The following is a 19207-nucleotide window of genomic DNA, read 5'->3' on the forward strand; positions in this document are numbered from 1 at the left end:
CAGTATCCGCGGCGGTGTTGTACTCTTTCGTGCCGTGGCGGTGATTAGCCGACAGAGAGCAGGTCAATCACGAACACCAAGGTGCGGCCGGAGAGCGGGTGACCGCCACCGGCGGGGCCATAGGCGGCCTCCGGCGGGATGGTGAGCTGGCGACGGCCGCCCACCTTCATCCCGGGGATGCCCTCCTGCCAGCCGGCGATGAGGCCGGACAGCGGAAATTCGATAGCCTGGCCACGATCCCACGAGGAGTCGAACTCCTCACCGGTCTCGAAATCGACGCCCACGTAGTGAACCTCCACCAGGCCGCCCGGCTGAGCCTCATCGCCATCGCCGACCACGAGGTCCTCGATCACGATGTCCTCAGGTGCAGGCCCCTGTTGAACGTCAATCTGTGGCTTGTCCATGAATTCACTCCTGTTACATATGTATGTGCACTCGCGCCCCAGACACACGCGCCGCACCCGACGGTGCGTGCCCGCGTGAGCGGTGGGGCGGCAGGCCGCGCACAATGAGTGGCCTCGCCCCCGCTTGCATGCCAGCAGCGGGCGGATGACCGCACGCCTGATGGCAGCCTCTCGGGCTGGGTTACGCACCCAGTGTACCTAAGAAATAACTCAACCCCGAATAATTTCTTGCCGTGGACGCGCCCCGCGGCGCCCTCCCGCGAGCATGAGAAACCGCCGCCCCTCGGGTGAAGGACGGCGGTGACTGGCGCTTATATAGCGCGGTAATGCGGGTTATTAGCCGCGCTCAGAGCGGGGCACGAACTCACGCAGCGGCTGGCCGGTGTAGACCTGACGCGGGCGGTAGATCTTGGAAGCCGGGTTCTCCACGAGCTCGCGGTACTGGGCGATCCAGCCGGGCAGACGGCCCATGGCAAAGAGCACGGTGAAGAAGTCCGTCGGGAAGCCCATGGCGCGGTAGATGAGGCCGGTGTAGAAGTCCACGTTCGGGTAGAGCTTGCGGGAGATGAAGTAATCGTCGTTGAGGGCGATCTCCTCCAGCTTCATGGCCAGCTCCAGTGCCTCGTCGCCGCCGGTCTTCTCCAGCAGCTCGTGGGCGGTGTCCTTGATGATGGCGGCGCGCGGGTCGTAGTTCTTGTACACGCGGTGGCCGAAGCCCATCAGGCGGACGCCCTTTTCCTTGTTCTTCACGCGGTTCATGAAGTCGGTAGCGTCGCCGCCATTGTTCTCCTTGATGTCATCGAGCATCTCGAGAACAGCCTGGTTGGCGCCGCCGTGCAGCGGGCCGGACAGGGCGTTGATACCAGCGGCCACGGAGACGAACATATTGGACTGCGCGGAAGCCACCATACGCACGGTGGAGGTGGAGCAGTTCTGCTCGTGATCGGCGTGCAGGATCAGCAGCTGATCCAGGGCCTTGACCATGAGCGGATCGATCTCGTAGGGCTCGGTGGGGAAGCCGAACATCATGCGCAGGAAGTTAGCGCGGGCGTTGAGGGAGTTGTCCGGGTACATATACGGCTGGCCGTGGCGGGCGCGGTGGGCATAGGCAGCCAGCATCGGCACCTTAGCCATCAGGCGCACGGTGGCCTTATCGAGGTGATCCTCGTTCAGCGGGTCGAGCTCGTCCTGATAATAGGTGGAGAGGATGTTAAGGGAGGAGGCCAGCACTGCCATCGGGTGGGCGTTGCGCGGGAAGACGTTAAATTGCGCCTTGAAGTCCTCGTCCAGCAGGGTGTGGTGACGAATGTCGTCATTGAACTTAGCCAGCTGCTCCCGGGTGGGAAGCTCGCCGTGAATCAGCAGGTAGGACACCTCGTTGAAGGTGGCCTTGGCGGCCAGATCCTCGATGGCGTAGCCGCGGTAGCGCAGAATGCCCTCGGCGCCATCGATGTAGGTGATGTCAGAGGCGGTGGAACCGGTAGACACATAGCCCGGGTCATAGGTGACCAGGCCGGTCTCCTGCAGCATCTTGCCGAGAACAACACCGTCGTTGCCCTCGGTGGCCTTGATGATGTCCATCTCGAATTCACCACCGGGGTAGTGAAGAACGGCCTTTTCCTTGTTTTCTGTAGCCACAGTATCCCTTTCAATTAAGTTGATATATCGCACCGGCCGCGATCGATAATGGGCGCTGGCTCTCTCCTCTATTTGGAGGTTAAAGAGTGATGCTCGGCGTGTGCGGATAATTGTCGACGCTCGGAACCGAGCATCCTCCGCCTCATGCGAGACCGCGACCACATCGACACGTGAGCTTTACTACCCACGGCCGAAAGTGCTCCTGTACGTCACACTATACGTTTTTGACTGCATGCGTGCCCGCGCTTGCCCATCCCTCACACCCGCCCCACCTCCGCATAGGGGCAGAGACCGAGCAGCCATGGGGATCGACCCACATAGTCACGCATCCGCGGCGAGGACCATAGCCTCGCCCGAATCGCATGGGCCGCCCAAGGGACTCCCCTGAGTCGGCGTGCTGCTCTCATGGCGCTGCTAGGTCGGCATTTATGGCCCTGCAGAGAACTGGGGGCAGCGCTCTCGCTACTGGGAAGCGTCGCTGACACACATGTCCGGTACTGGCCCATAGCCGCTGTTCAGCAGCTATTTCTCGCACCGACGGCAACAGTCTACCAGCGTCTGTGACGCGGACAACAAATTCTCCCTCGCAGCAGCCGCGCCGCCACCCCGACACACCCGCGCCGTACTGGGCAGATGGCCGTCCTACCATGCGGCACTGCCCCCTTTTCTCAGCTGAATCATCCACCGACGCCTCCCCCTAGCGCTACCCCCGCGCAGCGTGATCTCGTACCACAGGCCGTGGGGAGCGCGCATCGGGTGCCCCTCGTTCTCTGCCCGATAGAACACCCCCGCCGCAGGTGTCTGCACGTCACCCCCTTTTGTGAAAGCCCTGCCCGCCGCCGTCACTGGTTGGTTAATCTAAACAGACAGAGCGCGCCCCGCGCTGCAGTTTTATTGTGTTTTCCCGGTGCCCATCGTGGCAGTCATTTAAGGATCAAAATATTTATGTCTGAGGCCTTTCCTACTCTTCCCGCTGAACTGATCCCCGCCGATGGCCGTTTTGGCTGTGGCCCCTCCAAGGTGCGCCCCGAGCAATTGCGCGCCATCGTCGATGGCGGCAGCAGCATTGTGGGTACGTCCCACCGCCAGCCCGGCGTGAAGGACGTGGTGGGTGATGTCCGCACCGGCTTGGCGGAGTTGTTCTCCCTGCCGGAGGGCTATGAGATTGTGCTCTCCCTCGGCGGCGCCACCGCCTTCTGGGATGCCGCCACCTTCGGCCTCATCGAGCAGCGCTCGGGACACTTCACCTGCGGCGAGTTCTCCGGCAAGTTTGCCGCTGCTGCCGCCGCCGCGCCGTGGCTGGAGCAGCCCGCCATCGTGGAATCCGAGCCGGGCGATACCCCGGAGGTGCAGGCCATCGACGGCGTCGACGTGCTGGCCTGGGCACACAACGAAACCTCCACTGGCGCGATGATGCCGGTGACCCGCCCCGATACCGACGCCCTCATTGCCATCGACGCCACCTCCGGCGCCGGCGGTTTGCCCGTGGATATCGCCGAGGCCGATGTCTACTACTTCTCCCCGCAGAAGTGCTTCGCCTCCGACGGCGGGCTGTGGCTGGCCGCCATGAGCCCCCGCGCGCTGGAGCGCATCGAGAAGATTAACGCCTCCGATCGCTTCATCCCCGCCTTTTTGAATCTGCAGACCGCGGTGAACAATTCGCGCAAGAACCAGACCTATAACACCCCGGCCGTGGCCAGCTTGCTCATGCTGCGCAACCAGGTGCAGTGGATGAATGAACAAGGCGGCTTGGACGCCATGGTGGCGCGCACCACCGCCAGCTCCCGCATCCTCTATGACTGGGCCGAGTCCCGCCCCGAAGCCACCCCGTATGTCGCTACCCCGGAGAAACGTTCGCTGGTGGTCGGCACCATCGACTTCGATGAGAGTGTGGACGCCGCCCAGCTGGCAAAGACGCTGCGCGCTAATGGCATCGTGGATGTGGAGCCCTACCGCAAGCTGGGACGCAATCAGCTGCGCATCGGCATGTTCCCCGCCATCGACTCGGCAGACATCACGCTGCTGACCAAGGCCATCGATTATGTCCTCGATGCCCGCTAGCCGCTCAACTAATCCCCTCTAGCAGCGCATAAAGCTAGAGAACACGCGCACGTGAGTGATCCACCACGTGCGCGTTTTCCATTAAGGTTGGACGTGTTAGTTAGTCCCACAACGACGCAGGGAGCGTGCATGCGCGAGCTAGAACTCAACGCAGCGGAGTCCAATCGGAACTCGCTCGTTTTTCACCTCGACGAGGAACAGGTGTTCTTGGCCGTGAGCGATGAGCTGCGCACACAGCTTATCGACGCCCTCTCCTCGTCCGAGCCCACCCCAGCTGCCCCTCCCGCTCCCGCCCCGCCGGCGGAGGCGCCCGAGGAGTCGGCGTCGACAAGCGTCGATCCCCGTTTGACTACCCCGCTGCGCATGCGACCGCGGGAAATTCAGGAACGGGTGCGCGCTGGGGCGACGATAGCGCAGCTCGCGGAAGAAAATGATGTCACCGAATCCCGCATCGAGCCCTATGCGCACCCCGTGCTGCTCGAGCGCGGCCGGATCGCGGAGATGGCCAAGCAGGCGCACCCGGTGCGCGATGATGGCCCCGCCAAGCTCACCCTCTGGGAAGTGCTGGCCACCGCCTTCGCGGCCCGCGGCAACAATGTCAGCGACGCCGCCTGGGATGCCTATCGCGACCCCTCTGGGCAGTGGATTATCACCGTGACGTGGACGGTAGGCCGCAGCACCAATGTGGCCGAGTATTCCTATCTCAATCACATGACCTCCTCGCCTACCGCGGTGGCGCGCAACCAGCTGGCCTCGGAGCTGATTAATCCGGAATTTTCGCAGCCCAACCGCGCCCTGAGCTCGGTGCGCGATACGGAGGAGGACGCGGACTACGATGATCCCGCCGACTTCGCTGATGCCGAAGAGTTCCGCGGCCCCGAGCGCAGCGCCGACGGCGAGGGCGAGGATTTCTTGCAGCATCCGCCGGAGGAGCAGGCCCCGAAGCGGCGCCGCCGCAAGGCCAAGACACCCCACTGGGAAGATGTTCTTTTGGGCGTGCGCTCGAATACGAAACGACCGAGGAGCTAAGGCGCCATGCAGCGGCCCGCAGTAGTGACGTTTTTCTTCGTCAACACCGAAACCCCCGCCGAGGTCATCGCCACCGAGCCCCGGGCGAATCGCGGCTTCGGCCGCAAATACCTCGCCCAAATGAATCCCCGCTGGCCCATCACCCCGATCGGGCAGTTCTCCTTGAACCGCTCCACGGATGTGTCCGAAAACGAGTTTTATATCGCCGGCTTTCCCGGGTTGTCGTTGGTACAAACCTATCTGCCCGATGTGCGCAGAATCTCCGATATCGACCCCGCTCTGCGCTCCTCGCTGCCGGCACGAGACCTGATCGTCACTGCTTATAACCGCGAGCGCGGCTATGGTGCTTTCGCCTACTGGCGCGGCGACACCCTGCTCCGGGCTTTTGCTGCCCGGCGCGACCGCGTCTACGAGGACGAGGGCATCCCCCAGCCCTTCGAACGCCCCTTCTGGGCGGGCGAGCGTAGCGAGAATGTGGGCGGTATCGCCTTGCCCTTCGAGCCGATCGATCTGGTGGCGGCGGCCACCCGCGAGTGGCTGGGCATCTACACGGGCGGGCCGGATGTGAATGTGGTGGGCTATGCCACCGATGGCCGGCCCGAGCCCAAGGTGGAGCCCGCTCCGCCGAGCTCCCGCAGCATCGCCGATATTGTCTCGGCGGCCTCGTCGAAGCTGGGGCTGGGCGCAGCCGATCGGGATTATGACGACTACGCTCTCGATTCCACCCAGACCGAGGAGCGCTCCACCGGCGAAGAGCTGGGCGCGGTCGTGCGCTCTGGCTGGTCGTGGATGCGCAAGGCCGGCTCCACGGTGCGCGATGTTGCCGGGACGGTGGGCGAACAGCTCTCGGATAAACTGCGCCACACCGACCGGCCCCGCAGCAGCGGAACATCGCAGCTGCCGCGCTCCCGCTCGACGGCGACGCGACGGACACACGACACCGAGTCCTCCCAGCCGCCGCGCCGCGATGAGCGCACCCAGCCACCGGCCGAGAACACGGAGGCCGCCTCCGATAGTCCCCTCATCGAGGACGAATCCTAAGACAGGCTGCGGGCCCGCTCGTAGAGTGCCACGGCTGCGGCGGTGGCCACGTTGAGCGAGTCCGTGCCCGCAGCCATGGGAATACGGGCGCGGATATCGGTGGCGCGCATCGCGTGTTCTGTCAGCCCCGGGCCCTCGGCGCCGATGAGTAGCGCCACCTTCTCATAGGCTTGGCCCGTCTCATCCACGAGGGCGTCCTTGAGCAGCGCCGCCTCCGGGTTGGGGGTGAGCGACACAATGTGGAATCCGGCCGCGCGCACCTGCTCGAGGCTGCGCTGCCACGTGGTGTATCCGCCCTCGAGATGAGCGAAGGGCAGGCGCAGCACATGCCCCATGGAGACGCGCACCACGCGCCGGTAGAGCGGATCGGCACAGCCGGCGCCAAAGAGCACCCCATCCACACCGAGCCCAGCGGCGTTGCGGAAGAGGGAACCGATATTTTCGTGGTCCCCCACTCCCTCGGCGATGACGAGGGTTCGCGCGCTACCGATCACCTGCTCCACGGCCAGAGGCTCGGGCCGATCCGCAGCTGCCAATAGCCCCCGGTGGAGATCAAAGCCCGCCACCTCGGCGAGGGTGTCGCGGGTGGTGGCGTAGACCGGAATATCCCGGCGCGCGATCTCCTCCTGCACCCCGGGGAGAGCGAGGAAATTCGATAGCTTGGGCTCGAAGCCCACAATGGAGCGCACGGGGAAACGTGAATGCAGCAGCCGCTCGCTCACGAGATTGCCTTCGGCGATCACCAATCCCTTGCCGCCGCGCGCATCGGGGCGGCGGTCGGAGGAATTGAGATCGCGGTAGTCAGCGAAACGGGGATCTGCGCTGGAATCGAGAAAAATGGCCACGCTGTCCCATCCTAGTGGGCTAGGCGCCGCCGATAGTCAGCAGCTTATACAGCGCCGGCAGGGCGACGCTGGCCCCGATGAGCACGAAGACGGTACCGGAGACCATATCGATCTGGGGACTATAGCCCAGCATGGAGCGACTGATCCGCGGCGTGGAGAGCACGAAGGCGATACTGAGGAACCAGATGAGGGCCGATAGCCCCACCGCCCCGATGTAGATGAGCTGCACTCCCATGCTGGCGCCCACCGGCAAAAACTGGCTGAGCACGGCGGCCATGAAGAGCACAATCTTCGGGTTGGAGAGGTTGGTGGCCAGCCCAGTGAGATAGGCGCGGCGCATCTTCACCGGAGCCACCACGAGCTCGGGCGGCTGGGGCGCGGTGCCACGTGCTAGCCACCCGGCGCGGGCAATGGTGGCGCCCAGATACATGAGATAGCCGCCGCCCACGAGCTGCAGCGCTTCGAGCAGATCGGGGAAGCGCTGCAGCAGCTGCGCCATGCCGGCGACTGTCAGGGCCGTCCAGAAGGTGGCGCCGGTGACAATACCCAGTGCTGCGGCCAGCGCCCGCTGCCGGCTGCGGCTCGCCAGGCGCAGGATCAGCAGCGTATCCGGCCCCGGCGAGACCATGCCGATGGTGTTGGCCACCAAGAAGGGAAGAAGCGATCCGAGCATGACCCGCTAATGTACGGCCGCGAGGATGGGATCGATGGCGAAGTAGACCAAGAACAGCGCGGAGATCAGCCACAGCAGCCAGTGCACCTGCTTAGCCCTGCCGGAGGCCACGGCCATGGCGGTATAGGCCACAAAGCCCACGCCAATGCCATTGGCGATCGAGTAGGTAAAGGGCATGGCCACGATGGTGAGGAAGGCCGGCAGTGCGATATGGAACTCGGTGAAGTCGATCTCGCGAATCTGTCCCATCATCAGGGCACCGACGATCACCAGCACGGGCGCGGCGGCCTCGATCGGCACGACCTCATAGAGCGGGGTAAGAAACATCGCCAGCAGGAACATGATGCCGGTGACCACATTGGCCAGCCCGGTGCGGGCGCCATCGGCGATACCGGCGGCGGAGTCGATGTAGACGGTATTCGAGGAGGCGGAGCAGCCGCCGCCCACGACGGCGCCGACGCCCTCCACCACCAGCGCCCGCTTCATATCGGGCAGGTTGCCGTTCTCATCGCTCAGGCCCGCTTGGCGGCCCAGTGCCGTCATGGTGCCCATGGCGTCGAAGAAGTTCGCCAGCACCAGGGTGAACACCAGCAGGGACGCCGAGAGCGCGCCGATCTGGGCGAAGGCGCCGAAGAGATCCACGGCGCCTACCAGGGACAGATCCGGGGTGGAGCCGATGGATTCCGGCAGGGTGGGCACAGCCAGCGACCAGCCGGTGGGATTGGGCTTGCCGTCCACGAAGGAGGGGCCGGAGCCGGTGAAAGACTCCACAATCATGGCGATGATCGTGGTGGAGACGATGCCGATAAACAGCCCGCCACGCACATTGCGCGCCACCAGCACGCCACAGATGAGCAGGCCGAGGACAAAGACGAAGGTGGGCCAGGACGCAATCGAGCCGTCGATGCCGAGGGTCACCGGCACGGTTGTTCCCGCGGCATCGGGGATACGGCGAACGAAGCCGGCGTCCACTAGGCCAATCATGGCGATGAACATACCGATGCCCACGCCCATCGCGGCTTTGAGCGAATGCGGGATGGCGCGGAAGACGGCGACGCGGAAGCCAGAGACGGCGAGCACCACAATGATGATGCCGTCGATCACCACCAGCCCCATGGCCTCCGGCCAGGTCAGCCCCTCGGCGGAGACCAGGGTGACGGCCACCAGAGTGTTGATTCCGAGGCCGGTGGCGATGCCGAAGGGATAGCGGGCGAAGACACCGAAGGCGATGGACATCACGCCCGCGGCGAGGGCGGTGACGGCGGCGACCTGCGGGATCCCGAGGGATACCCCGTTGCGGTCTTCGATCCCGCCGAGGATCAGCGGGTTCAGCAGCACGATATAGGCCATGGCCAAGAAGGTGACCAGGCCGGCGCGGACCTCAGTGCCCACGCTCGAACCGCGTTGAGAAATAGAGAAGAAGGAATCGAGCCGGTTTTTCGGCTCGCGGGCGGCGCGAGGCTTCTGCTCGGCGACCTCAGAGTGTTGCGGGGCTGTCATGGCCTGCCTTTTCTTAAGTTGCGCTTTCCGTTGGCACGGCGCCTCAGCGCGGCTTTGCCCCGTGAGTGGTGGCCGTTGATAACGGCGCACACTTTCCAGCGGCGAGCACGCGTGGCGACGTGGTGTCGTGCACAGCAGCGTCGAAGGCGGGTAGGTAGACGCCGCTCTTCAACAGCCGCGTTTATGTTACTCTCAGCTGCTTGCTAAAAGAGAAATAACTCCCCGCAGCGCCGCCCGCAGCGGCCCCAGCGCCACCCCCTAGCGGCACCGAAGCAGGCGCCGCGGTGGGTTAAGCTAAAAAGCACTGGTGTTTATCACGTATCCCCCTCGCCCGGATGAGGCCGGGTGCGCATACGTCAGCCCCGTATGCCGCGCCCAGCTGTCGATGCCGCGCGCGTGCGATGCGTGCAACGCCGCATGCGAGAAACCCGGTTCCCCCTAGTAGCACAAAGGAGCATGTCACCCGCGGTGTACAGGACTAGTTTTAGGCAGGTCGATGGGCGCGTCCGACATTTAGGGGAACACCTCAACCGTCTGGGCATGCATCTCAGTGCGAGCGATCATGAGGCCATCCGCGCCCGGCTCCGCAGCGCCGGCAAGGGCAGCTTCTTTCCCCTCATTGAGGCGGAACGCTCCTATTGGAATGTGCGGCTGCGCCCCGATGTGCCCACCAGCGATCACATCTGCGTCTCCACCCAGCTGCTGCGCGATCAACGCCGCGCCCCCGCCAGCTATGGGGTGGATTATCCCTGGCTAAAACACCACCTCGATCGGCTCCAGCAGGAGGGCGCCGATGAGGGGCTGCTCAGCGACGGCCACGGCCGCGTGCTGCAGGGCATTTTCGCCACGATCATCGTGATCACCGGGGCCACCGCGCATATTTCTACCCACCCGAGCTCGCACGCCTCGGTGCTGCGCGAACCCGTATTGGACTATCTCATCTCCCGCGGCGTGGAGGTACACCCTCACGTGAAGGGGCTGCCACCCTATCTTTTGGGGCGGGGTGAAGTGTGGTTCGTGGATTCGCTATCTGGGGTGCGCAAGGTGGAGCAGTGGATGGAATATGGCACCACCCGCACGGCGCGCACCCACAGCTCGCCGCATATTGATGTCGCAGACGCCAATAGCTGGCTGTGGGCCACCGCAGATTCCGTCTAGTGTGACCTGCCCCGCGGCGCCGCTGGCTTAGAGCTCGATGGCTTTTTCATCGTCATAGGGCGTGGCCACCGGCGCGCCGAGCTGTTCCTTCGGTGGGGTCAGCGAATGCGCCCCGCAGCCATAGGCGGTGTGCACCACGTGCCCATCGGCGGAGTATTCATTGGCGCACACGCCGAAGTTGCGCCCCACCTCCTCGGGGAGCTGCAGGTAGAAGGCACAGCTGCCGCATTCGAGGCTCGCTTTTTGGGCAAACTCGCTGCCTGGGCCGAAGGAGCCGCGCCCCCAGCGCTGCCGCGCCTCGGATAGCCCCGCCGCGGAGATCTCGAGATGAGTAGTGCCATCCTCGTCGGTGGTATCCACCACGCGGGGATCGCCCTCCTCGAGCGGCAGCTGCGTCTCCGGGTCCAGATCCCCAGGCCGGATGCGCTCGGAATAGGGCACCCACTCGGGCGCGGTCAGGGCGCTGCGGCCGGCGATGAGGGAGACATCATTCACGGTGATATGGTCCGAGCCGGGCGCGGCCGTGACACTCACATGCCATTGCCAGCCTCGGTAGCCCGGCACCTCTGCGCCGAAGCGATGCACGGCCAGGGTGTCGTCGATAAGCTGCGCCCCGATATGCTGCCCCACCGGTCCCTCATCCATCTCAGCGGCGGCGCTGAGTGCGATGCTGCGAGCCTGTGAACTCAACAGCACGTGCGTGCTGCCGCTCGAGCTCGTGCTGCTCGAGGCGCTGGCGGCAACGCGGGGACGACGGCTGCGGCGGCGACGCCGCGCGCCGCTACGGGCGGATGGGCGCGAGGATCGGGAAGAGTCTGACTGTGTCACGATTACTATTATCCCCAACGTGGTGCAGAATACGAGGTATGAGGTTTGCTTCGTTCACATCTACCCTTGTCATCGCGGCCCTCGGAGCGTGTGCGCTCGGCGGATGCGCGTCTGAGCACAAGGGCCCGACCTACACGGTCTCCCAGAACGGCAGCGCTGCCGATACCCCCACCGCTCCCGAGGTGCCTACCTTGGTCCCCACGGTGCTCGCCACGCACGATATTGCACCCACCTTCGTCCAAGGCCTGCAGGTGATCGGCGATTCCTTCCTGCTCTCTACGGGGCTGAATGGGGAATCCACCATCCAATACCGCGATCGCGAGACCTATGCGGAGCAGACATCTTTGCCGCTTGACGACGCTTTCTTCGGGGAAGGAGCAACTCTTGCCGACGGTTCCGTGTGGCAGCTGACGTGGAAAGCCGGGGTGGCCTTCCAACGCGATCCCGACACCTTAGAAGAGCGCGCCCGCTTCACCTATGACGGCGAGGGGTGGGGCCTATGTGCTTTTGATGGCACGGGGCCGCTCTACCTCTCCGATGGCAGTGCCACGATTCGCGCGATGAATACTGCCGACTTTCAATCCCTCGGCAACTTCACCATCCGCGACGCCGAGGGCCAGCCCATCTCCCGCCTCAATGAGCTCGAGTGCGCAGAGTTTCGCGGCCAGCCCGCCATCTACGCCAATATTTTCACCACGGATGAGATTGTGGTCTTTAGCCCCCGCGACGGCGAGCTGCTCGCGCGCATCGACGCCTCCGGGCTGGATTCCCGCGCGCCCGAGGATCCCAATACCGTGCTCAACGGTATCGCCGCCGGGGAGAATGGGCGCTTCTATCTCACGGGCAAGAACTGGCCGGTGCTCTACGAGGTGGAGTGGCGCGAGAGCTAGAATTGATGTCCATGGCTACCCGCAAACAACGTCGTGCCCAATTCCGCACCGTGCTCCTGCTCATCGTGGCGGTGCTCGCCGTCCTCGGTGTGACCATGGTGCTGACGAAGCTGCTCAATAATCGGCCCGATCCCGAGCCGGAGACGGTGCGGATTAATGCCAGCGTCAATGACACCACAGTGGAGGTCTCCCCCTATGTGATCGCCGAAGTTGGCGAGCAACCGGAGGAGGGCGAGATCGCCGCCATCGAGGTGGGCCCCGAGGACACGCTCTCGCTCGCCATCCCCGAGGTGGTGCACGACCACGACTGGGCGCTCTTAACCATCTACGATGATCCGGCCTATAACGACGAGAAGTACTTCACCGCCAATGAGCGCACCGAGGTGGAGATCCCCGGCTCGGCAGAGAGCAAAGAAAAGGACTCCACCGACCAACCACGCCTCGTGGTTGTGGAGGTGAAGTCCGTTCTCATCGGCCACAATGACGCCGGCGAGGAAGCCCCCTACAACGTCACGTGGTCCATCACGACCCAGCCTGAATCCTAGGTATCGAGCTCCTTGGCGATGGCGCGCAGAATCGCCGCAATCTGGCGGCCGGTTTTGCGCTCCGGATAGCGGCCGGCGGTCAGACCGGGCTGTACCTCGGTTTCGAGGACCGTCATCGCATCGGAGATCATGGAGTTGAGCTGCTCCGGCGAATAGGTGCGGTTCGGCCGGCGGCGGGCGCGCGGGCTATCGAGTACCTTCACCCGCAGCGCCTGGGGGCCGCGGCGACCAGCGGCAAAATCGAACTCGATGCGCTGCCCCTTGTGCAGCTCCTCCACCCCAGCCGGCAGCACCTGCTTGCTCACATAGCAGTCCTCCTCACCCGGGTTGGACACAAAGCCGAACCCACGCTCGGGGTCATACCACCTCACCTTGCCGATTGGCATGGCCTATCACCTCTTCTTGTCACGCACAGATACTTCAGCACTCGAACCGTCTCCCACGGCACTCGAGACACACGCAGCGTCCGAGTGCGTCTCACGCCGAGTGCAGCAGACTAAAGAACACTAGTGTATTCCTCTCCGCCGCGGGGAGCCACACCCCGCGACGTGCCCGGCGCAAGCACCGCACTCTCCCCTAGACAGATACTGTGGGCGCGCGCTACTCGACGGAAACACCATACGTACCACACGCCCCATAAAGCACAGCTTTCACCCGCCTAGCAGGGCAAAGGCACGCATAAAACGGCCCCTAACATGCCGTCTCGGCCGCCGCAGACACGCATGTGCTATAGATCACATTCACCAATTTGCCTACCCTGAACAGGGGATTCTCGAGCAGCTATCGCCACTACGTCACCGGAGCGTGACTAAATCGTTATAAACGGTTACGGTGCTTGTTAGGCGCTCACCGAGGAGCACCTCGCGGACCTCCCTGTATCCCGCACCGCACCGCAGCAGCGATACGCGGCGCTAGGGACAACAGTTATAAGGATCACGATTCCCTCCCTGCACTCGTGCATCCCTCATGGAAGGCCCGCACCCCTGAGACCGCTTCTCGGAACTCGAGCGTATTTCATACAGATTTCACCTCCCATACCGATTTAACGTGTGTGCGGCAGGGCATCGCTGCTTTTGGCGATACCGCTCGCGACGCACCGTCGCACCGGCTTAGCCAGTGGCACCGAGGGCGCGCACACCGAAAGGAAAGACAGAGACTTATGGCTCGTCACGCCCGCAAGACCGCGTCCACTACCGCAAAGATCGCCGCCGGAACCATGGTCGTTGGCGCCGCCACCGCTGCCATGGCCCCCACCGCCTCCGCAGCTCCGGATTCGGATTGGGATCGCCTCGCACAGTGCGAGTCCGGCGGTAACTGGCACATCAACACCGGTAATGGCTACCACGGTGGCCTGCAGTTCCACCCGGCTACCTGGAACGCTCATGGCGGCCAGGAGTTCGCCCCCACCGCTGATCGCGCCACCCGCGAAGAGCAGATCGTGGTTGCCGAGCGCGTGCTCGCTTCCCAGGGCTGGGGCGCATGGCCGGCCTGCTCCGCTCGTCTGGGCCTGAACTCTGCCCCCACCCAGCGTCCGGCTCCGGGCCACTCCGCCCCGAGCCACAACGCTCCGAACCACAACGCCCCGGCGACCCCCGCTCGCACCAACTTTGCCCCGGCAGACGAGGCCCTCCGCGCTGTGGACCAGGCTTTCCGCACCGTAGACGAGGCCTATGGCCAGGCCAAGGGCGTGGCTCGCCAGGCCGGCATCCCGGTTCCGAGCCAGGTCGACCAGGCCTACAACACCGTGGTGGGCCAGGCCCGCCAGGCTGTGAACACCGTCGCCTCCCTGTACTAAGCCGTCGCTGCCCCACCACTGGGGCATGCTGGCTCCAGAGAGACGCCAGAGACACGTAAAAGGACCTCACTCCCCTATCTGGGGATGTGAGGTTCTTCTCGTCTTCTCTACCCCCAGAGTTCACTCGTGGGGTGTGCGATTGTGCCGGTCGAGGCCCTATGCAGCTGAGGCGCCACTGAGCCCAAGGTGATATAAAACGCGACGTTCGATAAACTCACCTCAGTACACACTCACCTCATACCAGCGGCCGACGCGGCGGATTACGCGCCTGCGCGCCGCGGTGTGATTCACGGACTCAGTCTAGAGAACTACGAGGACAATCGTTGTGTTAAAACGATCAATCAGTATCACTATGGCCTTTGTCGGACTCATCGTCGGCGCCGGCTTCGCATCAGGCCAGGAAATGCTGCAGTACTTTGTGGCCTTCGGTCGCTGGGGAGTTCTCGGCGCCGTCATCGCCGGTGTGCTCATGGCACTGACGGGCATGATCTGTCTGCAGCTGGGCTCCTACTTCCAAGCCGATGAGCACCTCTCCGTATTGGAGAAGGTGACCTTCCCCTGGATGTCGAGGATTCTCGACATCGCCGTCTCCATCACCTTATTCTCCGTGGGCTTCGTGATGTTCGCCGGCGCCGGCTCGAACCTGGAGCAGGAGTTCGGGCTCGACGTGTGGGTGGGCGCTGTGCTCATGGTGGTCATGGTGCTCGCCGCCGGCATGCTGGATGTGGGCAAGGTGTCCAATGTGATGGGCGCAGCCACCCCGGTGATCATCGTCTTCCTGGCCGGTGCCTGCATCTACGCCATGATGCACTCCGGCGAGTCGCTATCCACCCTCGAGCCGGTGGCCAATGAGCTGCCCACCAGCCTGCCGAACTGGTTCATCTCCTCCATGAACTATGTGGGCTTCTGCCTCATGGTGGCGATCTCCATGGCCATCGTCATGGGTGGCGATAACGTGGATCCCCGCTCCTCCGCCATCGGCGGCCTGGCCGGCGGCACCATCTACGGCATCCTGCTCACTCTGTGCACCGTGGCCCTGTTCTCCTATATCAAGGTGGTCAAGGACGAGGATATGCCGACCCTGGCCATCGTCCAGGAGATCAACCCCTCCTTGGGCACCGCCATGGCGCTGGTGATCTACATCATGATCTTCAATACCGCCATCGGCATGTTCTACGCCTTGGCCAAGCGCCTCGCCAAGGGAGATCAGAGCAAGTTCCAGAAGTGGCTATTCATCCTCGTCGGCATCGGCTTCGTCCTCTCCTTCATCGGCTTCCGCCAGCTGGTGGCCTATGTCTACCCCGCGCTGGGCTATATTGGCGTCGCGTTGATCGTGGTGCTCATCGTCGCCTGGTGGCGCGGCCGCAGCATGATCAAGGGCGAGACCGAGCGCCGCATCCGCATCCGCGAGCTCATGGCTATGCGCTTCGACCCCAACCGCCCCTACTCCCGCGAGGAGGCCGCGGAGATGCGCCGCGAGATCGCCAGCTCCAATATCGAGGACGAGGAGCTGCTGGAGTCCATCACCGAGGAGGTGCGTGATGAACTCGAGGACACCTCGGAGCTCGACGAATCCACCACCGCCTCGGCCGAGCCTGAGGCCGAGTCGGACCCCGAGACTGAGTCCGAGTCCGAGGACAGCACGAGCGTGAAATAGGCGTCGATAAGCGCGCTCAGCAACACAACACCCCTAGATCACCGCCGACCGGGCGGGACTAGGGGTGTTTGTCTCTGTGATACGCATACACCCCGCCGCGGACAGAGTCGTCGCGAGGCGGGGTGCGAAAAAAAAGAGGCGTTAGGGGCGGTTGATGCGCGTGTAGGGGTGAACGTAGCCGGTCTCCTCATAGGGGACGGGGAAGATGAAATCATTACCCCACGGGCTATTCGCGCCGTCATACTCCGAGATGAGGTCAGTTACAGGGTGTTCACCGGGTGCTACGTCCGGCCAGCCCGGATCAACGTAGCCCTTCTTCTCTACATTAGCCATGACGCCATTCTTTCAAATAGACAAATACTGTGCCCATGATTGTACCCGACGGGGGTAGCAAAATACATTGATGAGCACACATTCCGCGGCAGGGCTGGATGCGGCGGCGCTGCGGCGGGCGGGGCACTCGGGAAGATGCTGTTTTGCCTGCGGTTGTCCTTTATGCTTGTGCTATGCCGCAGACATTTTCCTTCACCGTCGATGGCCCCTACAACAAGGAACACAATGAGATGTTCCGCGATGCGCGCCGGCTCAAGCTCTCCGCGCTATTGTTCGGGCTCATCTTCTTCGGCTTGGCGCTCGGCGTGGTCTATTTCAGTAACCAGGCCTCCTGGTCCTACTACGCGGCCATCGCCTTCGGCGTCATCGGCCTCATTAGCCTCGTCCTTATCCCCGTATTGGATAAGCAGGTGGGCACCGCGCAGAGTCTCTATGACCGCTACGAGCTCGTGCCGGCGATGATCGCGCAGATTAACCCGCGCGACAAGGTGATCCTCGCATTGGTGAACACCAGCGTAAACCCGAACGCGACACCGGTGTGGGCCTTGGCTGCCCGCACTGTCACCCGCTTGGAGGGCCACAGCTCTACTGTGGGTGAGCGGGTGCCCGCGGTGGCGGTATCGGGGCGCCGCAGCGTCCAGGATCAGGAGCACTGGGATGAGATTTCGCCCATGCCCATTGCCTGGGGCACCCCGGATCCTGATGTGGTGCGTGATGCTATTAACGCCATCGATCAGAAGCGCTGGCGGCGCCTCGAGCAGCACCTGAATAAGGTGGATGATGTGCTGGCAACCAAATTCAACCTTCTCGAACTCTAGGAGTATCTCTAGGTTTATGAGCCCTTCCCCACAGACTTCGCACGATCCCGGCATCGCCCGGATGGTCCCTTTCAATAAGTCCATCTTTGACACCATGACCACCCAGGCCGCCCGCTATGACGCGATCAACCTCGGCCAGGGCTATCCCGATCATTCCGGGCCGGAGTCCATGCTCCAGATGGCCTGCGAGCAGATTGCTGCCGGCAATAACCAATACGCCCCGCCCCGTGGCGTCGCCGAGCTGCGGGAGGCCATCGCCCGCGAACGCAATGAGCGCTATGACGCGAAAATCACCGCGGACAATGTGCTCGTCACCGTCGGCGCCACCGAGGCCATCGCCGCCAGCGTGCTGGGCTTGGTCGAGCCCGGCGATGAGGTGATCGTCTTCGAGCCCTACTATGACGCCTATGCGGCCTCCATTGCGCTTGCCGACGCCACCCGCGTGCCCGTTGCCCTTCATCTCGACACCGAGACCGGGCACTGGGATATCGACCGCGAGGCACTTGCCGCCGCGGTGACGGATAAGACCGTGGCGATCATTGTGAACAATCCGCACAACCCCACCGGCAGCGTCTTCAGCGAGCAGGGCCTGCAGGCCCTGGCGGACATCGCTATCGACAATGATCTCTGGGTGATCGCCGATGAGGTCTATGAGCACCTCATCTTCGACGGCCACCACACCCCCATCGCTGGCCTGCCGGGAATGCGGGAGCGCACCATCAGTATTTCCTCGGCTGCGAAGACGCTCTGCGTTACTGGGTGGAAAACGGGCTGGACTATTGCGGAGCCTGCCTTGCTCAACGCTGTGGCCCGCGCCAAGCAGTACCTCAGCTTCGTCGGCACCACCCCTACCCAGCCGGCTATCGCCCACGCGCTCAATAATGAGCAGGACTGGATTGCGGATATGGTGCACGGGCTGGAGGAGCGCAAAAACCACCTGCGTACCGTGCTCAGCGAGATCGGCTTCACGGTCTACGACTCCCAGGGCACCTATTTCTTGCTTGTCGACGTCGCCTCCAAGGGCTTCGAGGACGGCATGGATTTCTGTATGCGCCTGCCTGAGATCGCCGGTGTTGCGGCCATTCCGGCCGCCGCGTTCTGCGATAATCCGGAGCTGTGTCGCACCTTGGTGCGTTTCGCCTTCTCCAAATCGGAGGCCTCTATTGATGAGGCCGCGCGCCGGCTTCGCGCCGCCTTCACTTAAGGTCTCCATCTGAGCTCTTCCTGCCTTCTCGGCTCTCGTGTTCTGCCCTCCTCCCGCGGGGGCGGCAGAATCACTACGCTGGGAAGGCATGAACCTTTCTGAGCTACGTAGTACCCAGGACATCTATATCGATGCCAGCCCGAGCGATGTTTTTGCGCTGGTGACCTCCATTGAACGCACCGGCGAGTGGTCGCCTGTGTGCCGCAGCTGCTGGTGGGAAGATGAGACGGTCACCCATCAGGAGGGGGCCTGGTTTAAGGGCCGCAATGAAACCCCAGATCGCACGTGGGAGACCCGCAGCCTGGTCACTGCCTATGAGCAGGATCGCCACTTCCAGTGGGCCATCAATGGCGAGGTCGTCGTGTGGGGTTTTGTGCTCTCCCCTGAGGGTGAGGGCACGCGCCTGCACGAGACCTGGGAGGTGACCGAGAAGGGCCTCGCGTTCTTCCAAGACAAGTATGGCGAGGACTGGGAGGCGCAGCTCGCAGAGCGCCGCGATGCCGCCTTGGCTGGTATTCCCGCCACGCTTCAGGCGATTAAGGCTATTGCCGAAGGGCACTAAACGCTGTCCATGCTGGCGTGCTGTGGGCATGCCGAAGGGCGGGGGTGAAGCATCACCTGGTGTGGTGTGTCTTCTCCCCCGCCCTTGTGCGGTGTTTGTAGTTTTAGGTCGGCGGTGACTTACTCTCCCACACCCTCCCGGGTGCAGTACCATCAGCGCTGTCGGGCTTAGCTTCCGGGTTCGGAATGGGACCGGGCGTGTCCCCGATGCTATAACCACCGACACA

Annotated in this window: 19 protein-coding genes and 1 rRNA gene; 11 read left to right on the forward strand and 9 right to left on the reverse strand. The window is 63.6% G+C overall.

Going from position 1 to position 19207, the window contains the following annotated elements; all coding sequences use genetic code 11:
- Window positions 1–44: 44 nt before the first annotated feature.
- Together fkpA and KR227_RS02980 are read right to left on the reverse strand one after the other, a co-directional pair.
- A complete protein-coding gene (gene fkpA, locus KR227_RS02975) occupies window positions 45–404 on the reverse strand; it encodes an FKBP-type peptidyl-prolyl cis-trans isomerase FkpA (RefSeq protein ID WP_018019335.1) in 360 nt (119 codons plus the stop codon).
- A 336-nt stretch (window positions 405–740) separates the two neighbouring features.
- Complete coding sequence (locus KR227_RS02980) at window positions 741–2042, reverse strand: citrate synthase (RefSeq protein WP_192796203.1); 1302 nt, start codon at window positions 2040–2042, stop codon at window positions 741–743.
- Between the two features lie 945 nt (window positions 2043–2987).
- Here KR227_RS02980 and serC point away from each other — a divergent pair.
- The 3 genes from serC (at window position 2988) to KR227_RS02995 (ending at window position 6173) form a co-directional block, all read left to right on the forward strand.
- Complete coding sequence (gene serC / locus KR227_RS02985; RefSeq protein WP_218363631.1) at window positions 2988–4103, forward strand: phosphoserine transaminase; 1116 nt, start codon at window positions 2988–2990, stop codon at window positions 4101–4103.
- A gap of 129 nt (window positions 4104–4232) precedes the next feature.
- Window positions 4233–5132 (forward strand): septation protein SepH, encoded by a 900-nt coding sequence (gene sepH, locus KR227_RS02990; RefSeq protein WP_218363632.1) that lies wholly within the window; start codon window positions 4233–4235, stop codon window positions 5130–5132.
- 6 nt (window positions 5133–5138) lie between these two features.
- Window positions 5139–6173, forward strand: a complete 1035-nt coding sequence (locus tag KR227_RS02995; RefSeq protein WP_218363633.1) for a hypothetical protein — start codon at window positions 5139–5141, stop codon at window positions 6171–6173.
- On the opposite strand, the gene KR227_RS03000 is transcribed toward KR227_RS02995, so the two are convergent.
- From KR227_RS03000 to KR227_RS03010, 3 genes are read right to left on the reverse strand one after another with little or no spacing between them, the layout of a single operon-like run.
- Window positions 6170–7018, reverse strand: a complete 849-nt coding sequence (locus tag KR227_RS03000) for an RNA methyltransferase (protein ID WP_218363634.1) — start codon at window positions 7016–7018, stop codon at window positions 6170–6172. The two genes, KR227_RS02995 and KR227_RS03000, sit on opposite strands and share 4 nt — an antisense overlap.
- Window positions 7019–7037: 19 nt before the next feature.
- Window positions 7038–7691 carry a LysE family translocator gene (locus KR227_RS03005; protein ID WP_218363635.1) on the reverse strand — a complete coding sequence of 218 codons (654 nt, stop codon included), beginning with the start codon at window positions 7689–7691 and terminating at the stop codon, window positions 7038–7040.
- 6 nt (window positions 7692–7697) lie between these two features.
- On the reverse strand, window positions 7698–9191 hold the full coding sequence (locus KR227_RS03010; protein WP_218363636.1) for an NCS2 family permease: 1494 nt from the start codon (window positions 9189–9191) through the stop codon (window positions 7698–7700).
- Between the two features lie 540 nt (window positions 9192–9731).
- Here KR227_RS03010 and KR227_RS03015 point away from each other — a divergent pair.
- Window positions 9732–10349, forward strand: a complete 618-nt coding sequence (locus KR227_RS03015; protein ID WP_218363637.1) for a hypothetical protein — start codon at window positions 9732–9734, stop codon at window positions 10347–10349.
- A gap of 27 nt (window positions 10350–10376) precedes the next feature.
- Here KR227_RS03015 and KR227_RS03020 read toward each other — a convergent pair whose 3' ends face one another.
- Window positions 10377–11018, reverse strand: coding sequence for a DUF3027 domain-containing protein (locus KR227_RS03020; RefSeq protein ID WP_370451584.1), 642 nt, complete (start codon window positions 11016–11018; stop codon window positions 10377–10379).
- A 197-nt stretch (window positions 11019–11215) separates the two neighbouring features.
- Here KR227_RS03020 and KR227_RS03025 point away from each other — a divergent pair, with 197 nt between their 5' ends.
- Together KR227_RS03025 and KR227_RS03030 are read left to right on the forward strand one after the other, a co-directional pair.
- On the forward strand, window positions 11216–12067 hold the full coding sequence (locus tag KR227_RS03025; RefSeq protein ID WP_218363638.1) for a glutaminyl-peptide cyclotransferase: 852 nt from the start codon (window positions 11216–11218) through the stop codon (window positions 12065–12067).
- Between the two features lie 11 nt (window positions 12068–12078).
- The gene (locus KR227_RS03030) at window positions 12079–12612 is read left to right on the forward strand and encodes a DUF2771 domain-containing protein (protein WP_218363639.1); all 534 of its coding nucleotides are present in this window, start codon (window positions 12079–12081) and stop codon (window positions 12610–12612) included.
- Here the strand turns inward: KR227_RS03030 and KR227_RS03035 are convergent.
- Window positions 12609–12998 carry a cold-shock protein gene (locus tag KR227_RS03035; RefSeq protein WP_218363640.1) on the reverse strand — a complete coding sequence of 130 codons (390 nt, stop codon included), beginning with the start codon at window positions 12996–12998 and terminating at the stop codon, window positions 12609–12611. The genes KR227_RS03030 and KR227_RS03035 overlap by 4 nt on opposite strands.
- Before the next feature lie 773 nt (window positions 12999–13771).
- Here KR227_RS03035 and KR227_RS03040 point away from each other — a divergent pair.
- Window positions 13772–14407, forward strand: coding sequence for a resuscitation-promoting factor Rpf1 domain-containing protein (locus tag KR227_RS03040; protein WP_218363641.1), 636 nt, complete (start codon window positions 13772–13774; stop codon window positions 14405–14407).
- Window positions 14408–14759: 352 nt separating this feature from the next.
- Window positions 14760–16064 (forward strand): hypothetical protein, encoded by a 1305-nt coding sequence (locus KR227_RS03045; protein WP_218363642.1) that lies wholly within the window; start codon window positions 14760–14762, stop codon window positions 16062–16064.
- A 141-nt stretch (window positions 16065–16205) separates the two neighbouring features.
- Here KR227_RS03045 and KR227_RS03050 read toward each other — a convergent pair whose 3' ends face one another.
- Window positions 16206–16397 (reverse strand): hypothetical protein, encoded by a 192-nt coding sequence (locus KR227_RS03050; protein WP_151530453.1) that lies wholly within the window; start codon window positions 16395–16397, stop codon window positions 16206–16208.
- 173 nt (window positions 16398–16570) lie between these two features.
- Here KR227_RS03050 and KR227_RS03055 point away from each other — a divergent pair, with 173 nt between their 5' ends.
- The 3 genes from KR227_RS03055 to KR227_RS03065 all read left to right on the forward strand — a co-directional run bounded on the left by KR227_RS03055 (window position 16571) and on the right by KR227_RS03065 (window position 18981).
- Window positions 16571–17215, forward strand: a complete 645-nt coding sequence (locus KR227_RS03055; protein WP_255549024.1) for a DUF3239 domain-containing protein — start codon at window positions 16571–16573, stop codon at window positions 17213–17215.
- A gap of 16 nt (window positions 17216–17231) precedes the next feature.
- The gene (locus KR227_RS03060; RefSeq protein ID WP_218363643.1) at window positions 17232–18419 is read left to right on the forward strand and encodes an aminotransferase class I/II-fold pyridoxal phosphate-dependent enzyme; all 1188 of its coding nucleotides are present in this window, start codon (window positions 17232–17234) and stop codon (window positions 18417–18419) included.
- A gap of 88 nt (window positions 18420–18507) precedes the next feature.
- Window positions 18508–18981 (forward strand): SRPBCC family protein, encoded by a 474-nt coding sequence (locus tag KR227_RS03065; RefSeq protein ID WP_218363644.1) that lies wholly within the window; start codon window positions 18508–18510, stop codon window positions 18979–18981.
- A gap of 106 nt (window positions 18982–19087) precedes the next feature.
- On the opposite strand, the gene rrf is transcribed toward KR227_RS03065, so the two are convergent.
- A 5S ribosomal RNA gene (gene rrf / locus KR227_RS03070) occupies window positions 19088–19204 on the reverse strand.
- Window positions 19205–19207 lie beyond the last annotated feature (3 nt).

Source organism: Corynebacterium sp. TAE3-ERU30 (assembly GCF_019209925.1).
In the GTDB taxonomy this organism is placed as follows: domain Bacteria; phylum Actinomycetota; class Actinomycetes; order Mycobacteriales; family Mycobacteriaceae; genus Corynebacterium; species Corynebacterium megadyptis.

Coding starts and splice junctions, on each gene's coding strand:
- fkpA (WP_018019335.1), bottom strand. CDS start 404: ATGGACAAGCCACAGATTGACGTTCAACAGGGGCCTGCACCTGAGGAC.
- serC (WP_218363631.1), top strand. CDS start 2,988: ATGTCTGAGGCCTTTCCTACTCTTCCCGCTGAACTGATCCCCGCCGAT.
- sepH (WP_218363632.1), top strand. CDS start 4,233: ATGCGCGAGCTAGAACTCAACGCAGCGGAGTCCAATCGGAACTCGCTC.
- KR227_RS02995 (WP_218363633.1), top strand. CDS start 5,139: ATGCAGCGGCCCGCAGTAGTGACGTTTTTCTTCGTCAACACCGAAACC.
- KR227_RS03005 (WP_218363635.1), bottom strand. CDS start 7,691: ATGCTCGGATCGCTTCTTCCCTTCTTGGTGGCCAACACCATCGGCATG.
- KR227_RS03010 (WP_218363636.1), bottom strand. CDS start 9,191: ATGACAGCCCCGCAACACTCTGAGGTCGCCGAGCAGAAGCCTCGCGCC.
- KR227_RS03015 (WP_218363637.1), top strand. CDS start 9,732: ATGCATCTCAGTGCGAGCGATCATGAGGCCATCCGCGCCCGGCTCCGC.
- KR227_RS03025 (WP_218363638.1), top strand. CDS start 11,216: ATGAGGTTTGCTTCGTTCACATCTACCCTTGTCATCGCGGCCCTCGGA.
- KR227_RS03030 (WP_218363639.1), top strand. CDS start 12,079: ATGGCTACCCGCAAACAACGTCGTGCCCAATTCCGCACCGTGCTCCTG.
- KR227_RS03035 (WP_218363640.1), bottom strand. CDS start 12,998: ATGCCAATCGGCAAGGTGAGGTGGTATGACCCCGAGCGTGGGTTCGGC.
- KR227_RS03040 (WP_218363641.1), top strand. CDS start 13,772: ATGGCTCGTCACGCCCGCAAGACCGCGTCCACTACCGCAAAGATCGCC.
- KR227_RS03045 (WP_218363642.1), top strand. CDS start 14,760: ATGGCCTTTGTCGGACTCATCGTCGGCGCCGGCTTCGCATCAGGCCAG.
- KR227_RS03050 (WP_151530453.1), bottom strand. CDS start 16,397: ATGGCTAATGTAGAGAAGAAGGGCTACGTTGATCCGGGCTGGCCGGAC.
- KR227_RS03055 (WP_255549024.1), top strand. CDS start 16,571: ATGCCGCAGACATTTTCCTTCACCGTCGATGGCCCCTACAACAAGGAA.
- KR227_RS03060 (WP_218363643.1), top strand. CDS start 17,232: ATGAGCCCTTCCCCACAGACTTCGCACGATCCCGGCATCGCCCGGATG.
- KR227_RS03065 (WP_218363644.1), top strand. CDS start 18,508: ATGAACCTTTCTGAGCTACGTAGTACCCAGGACATCTATATCGATGCC.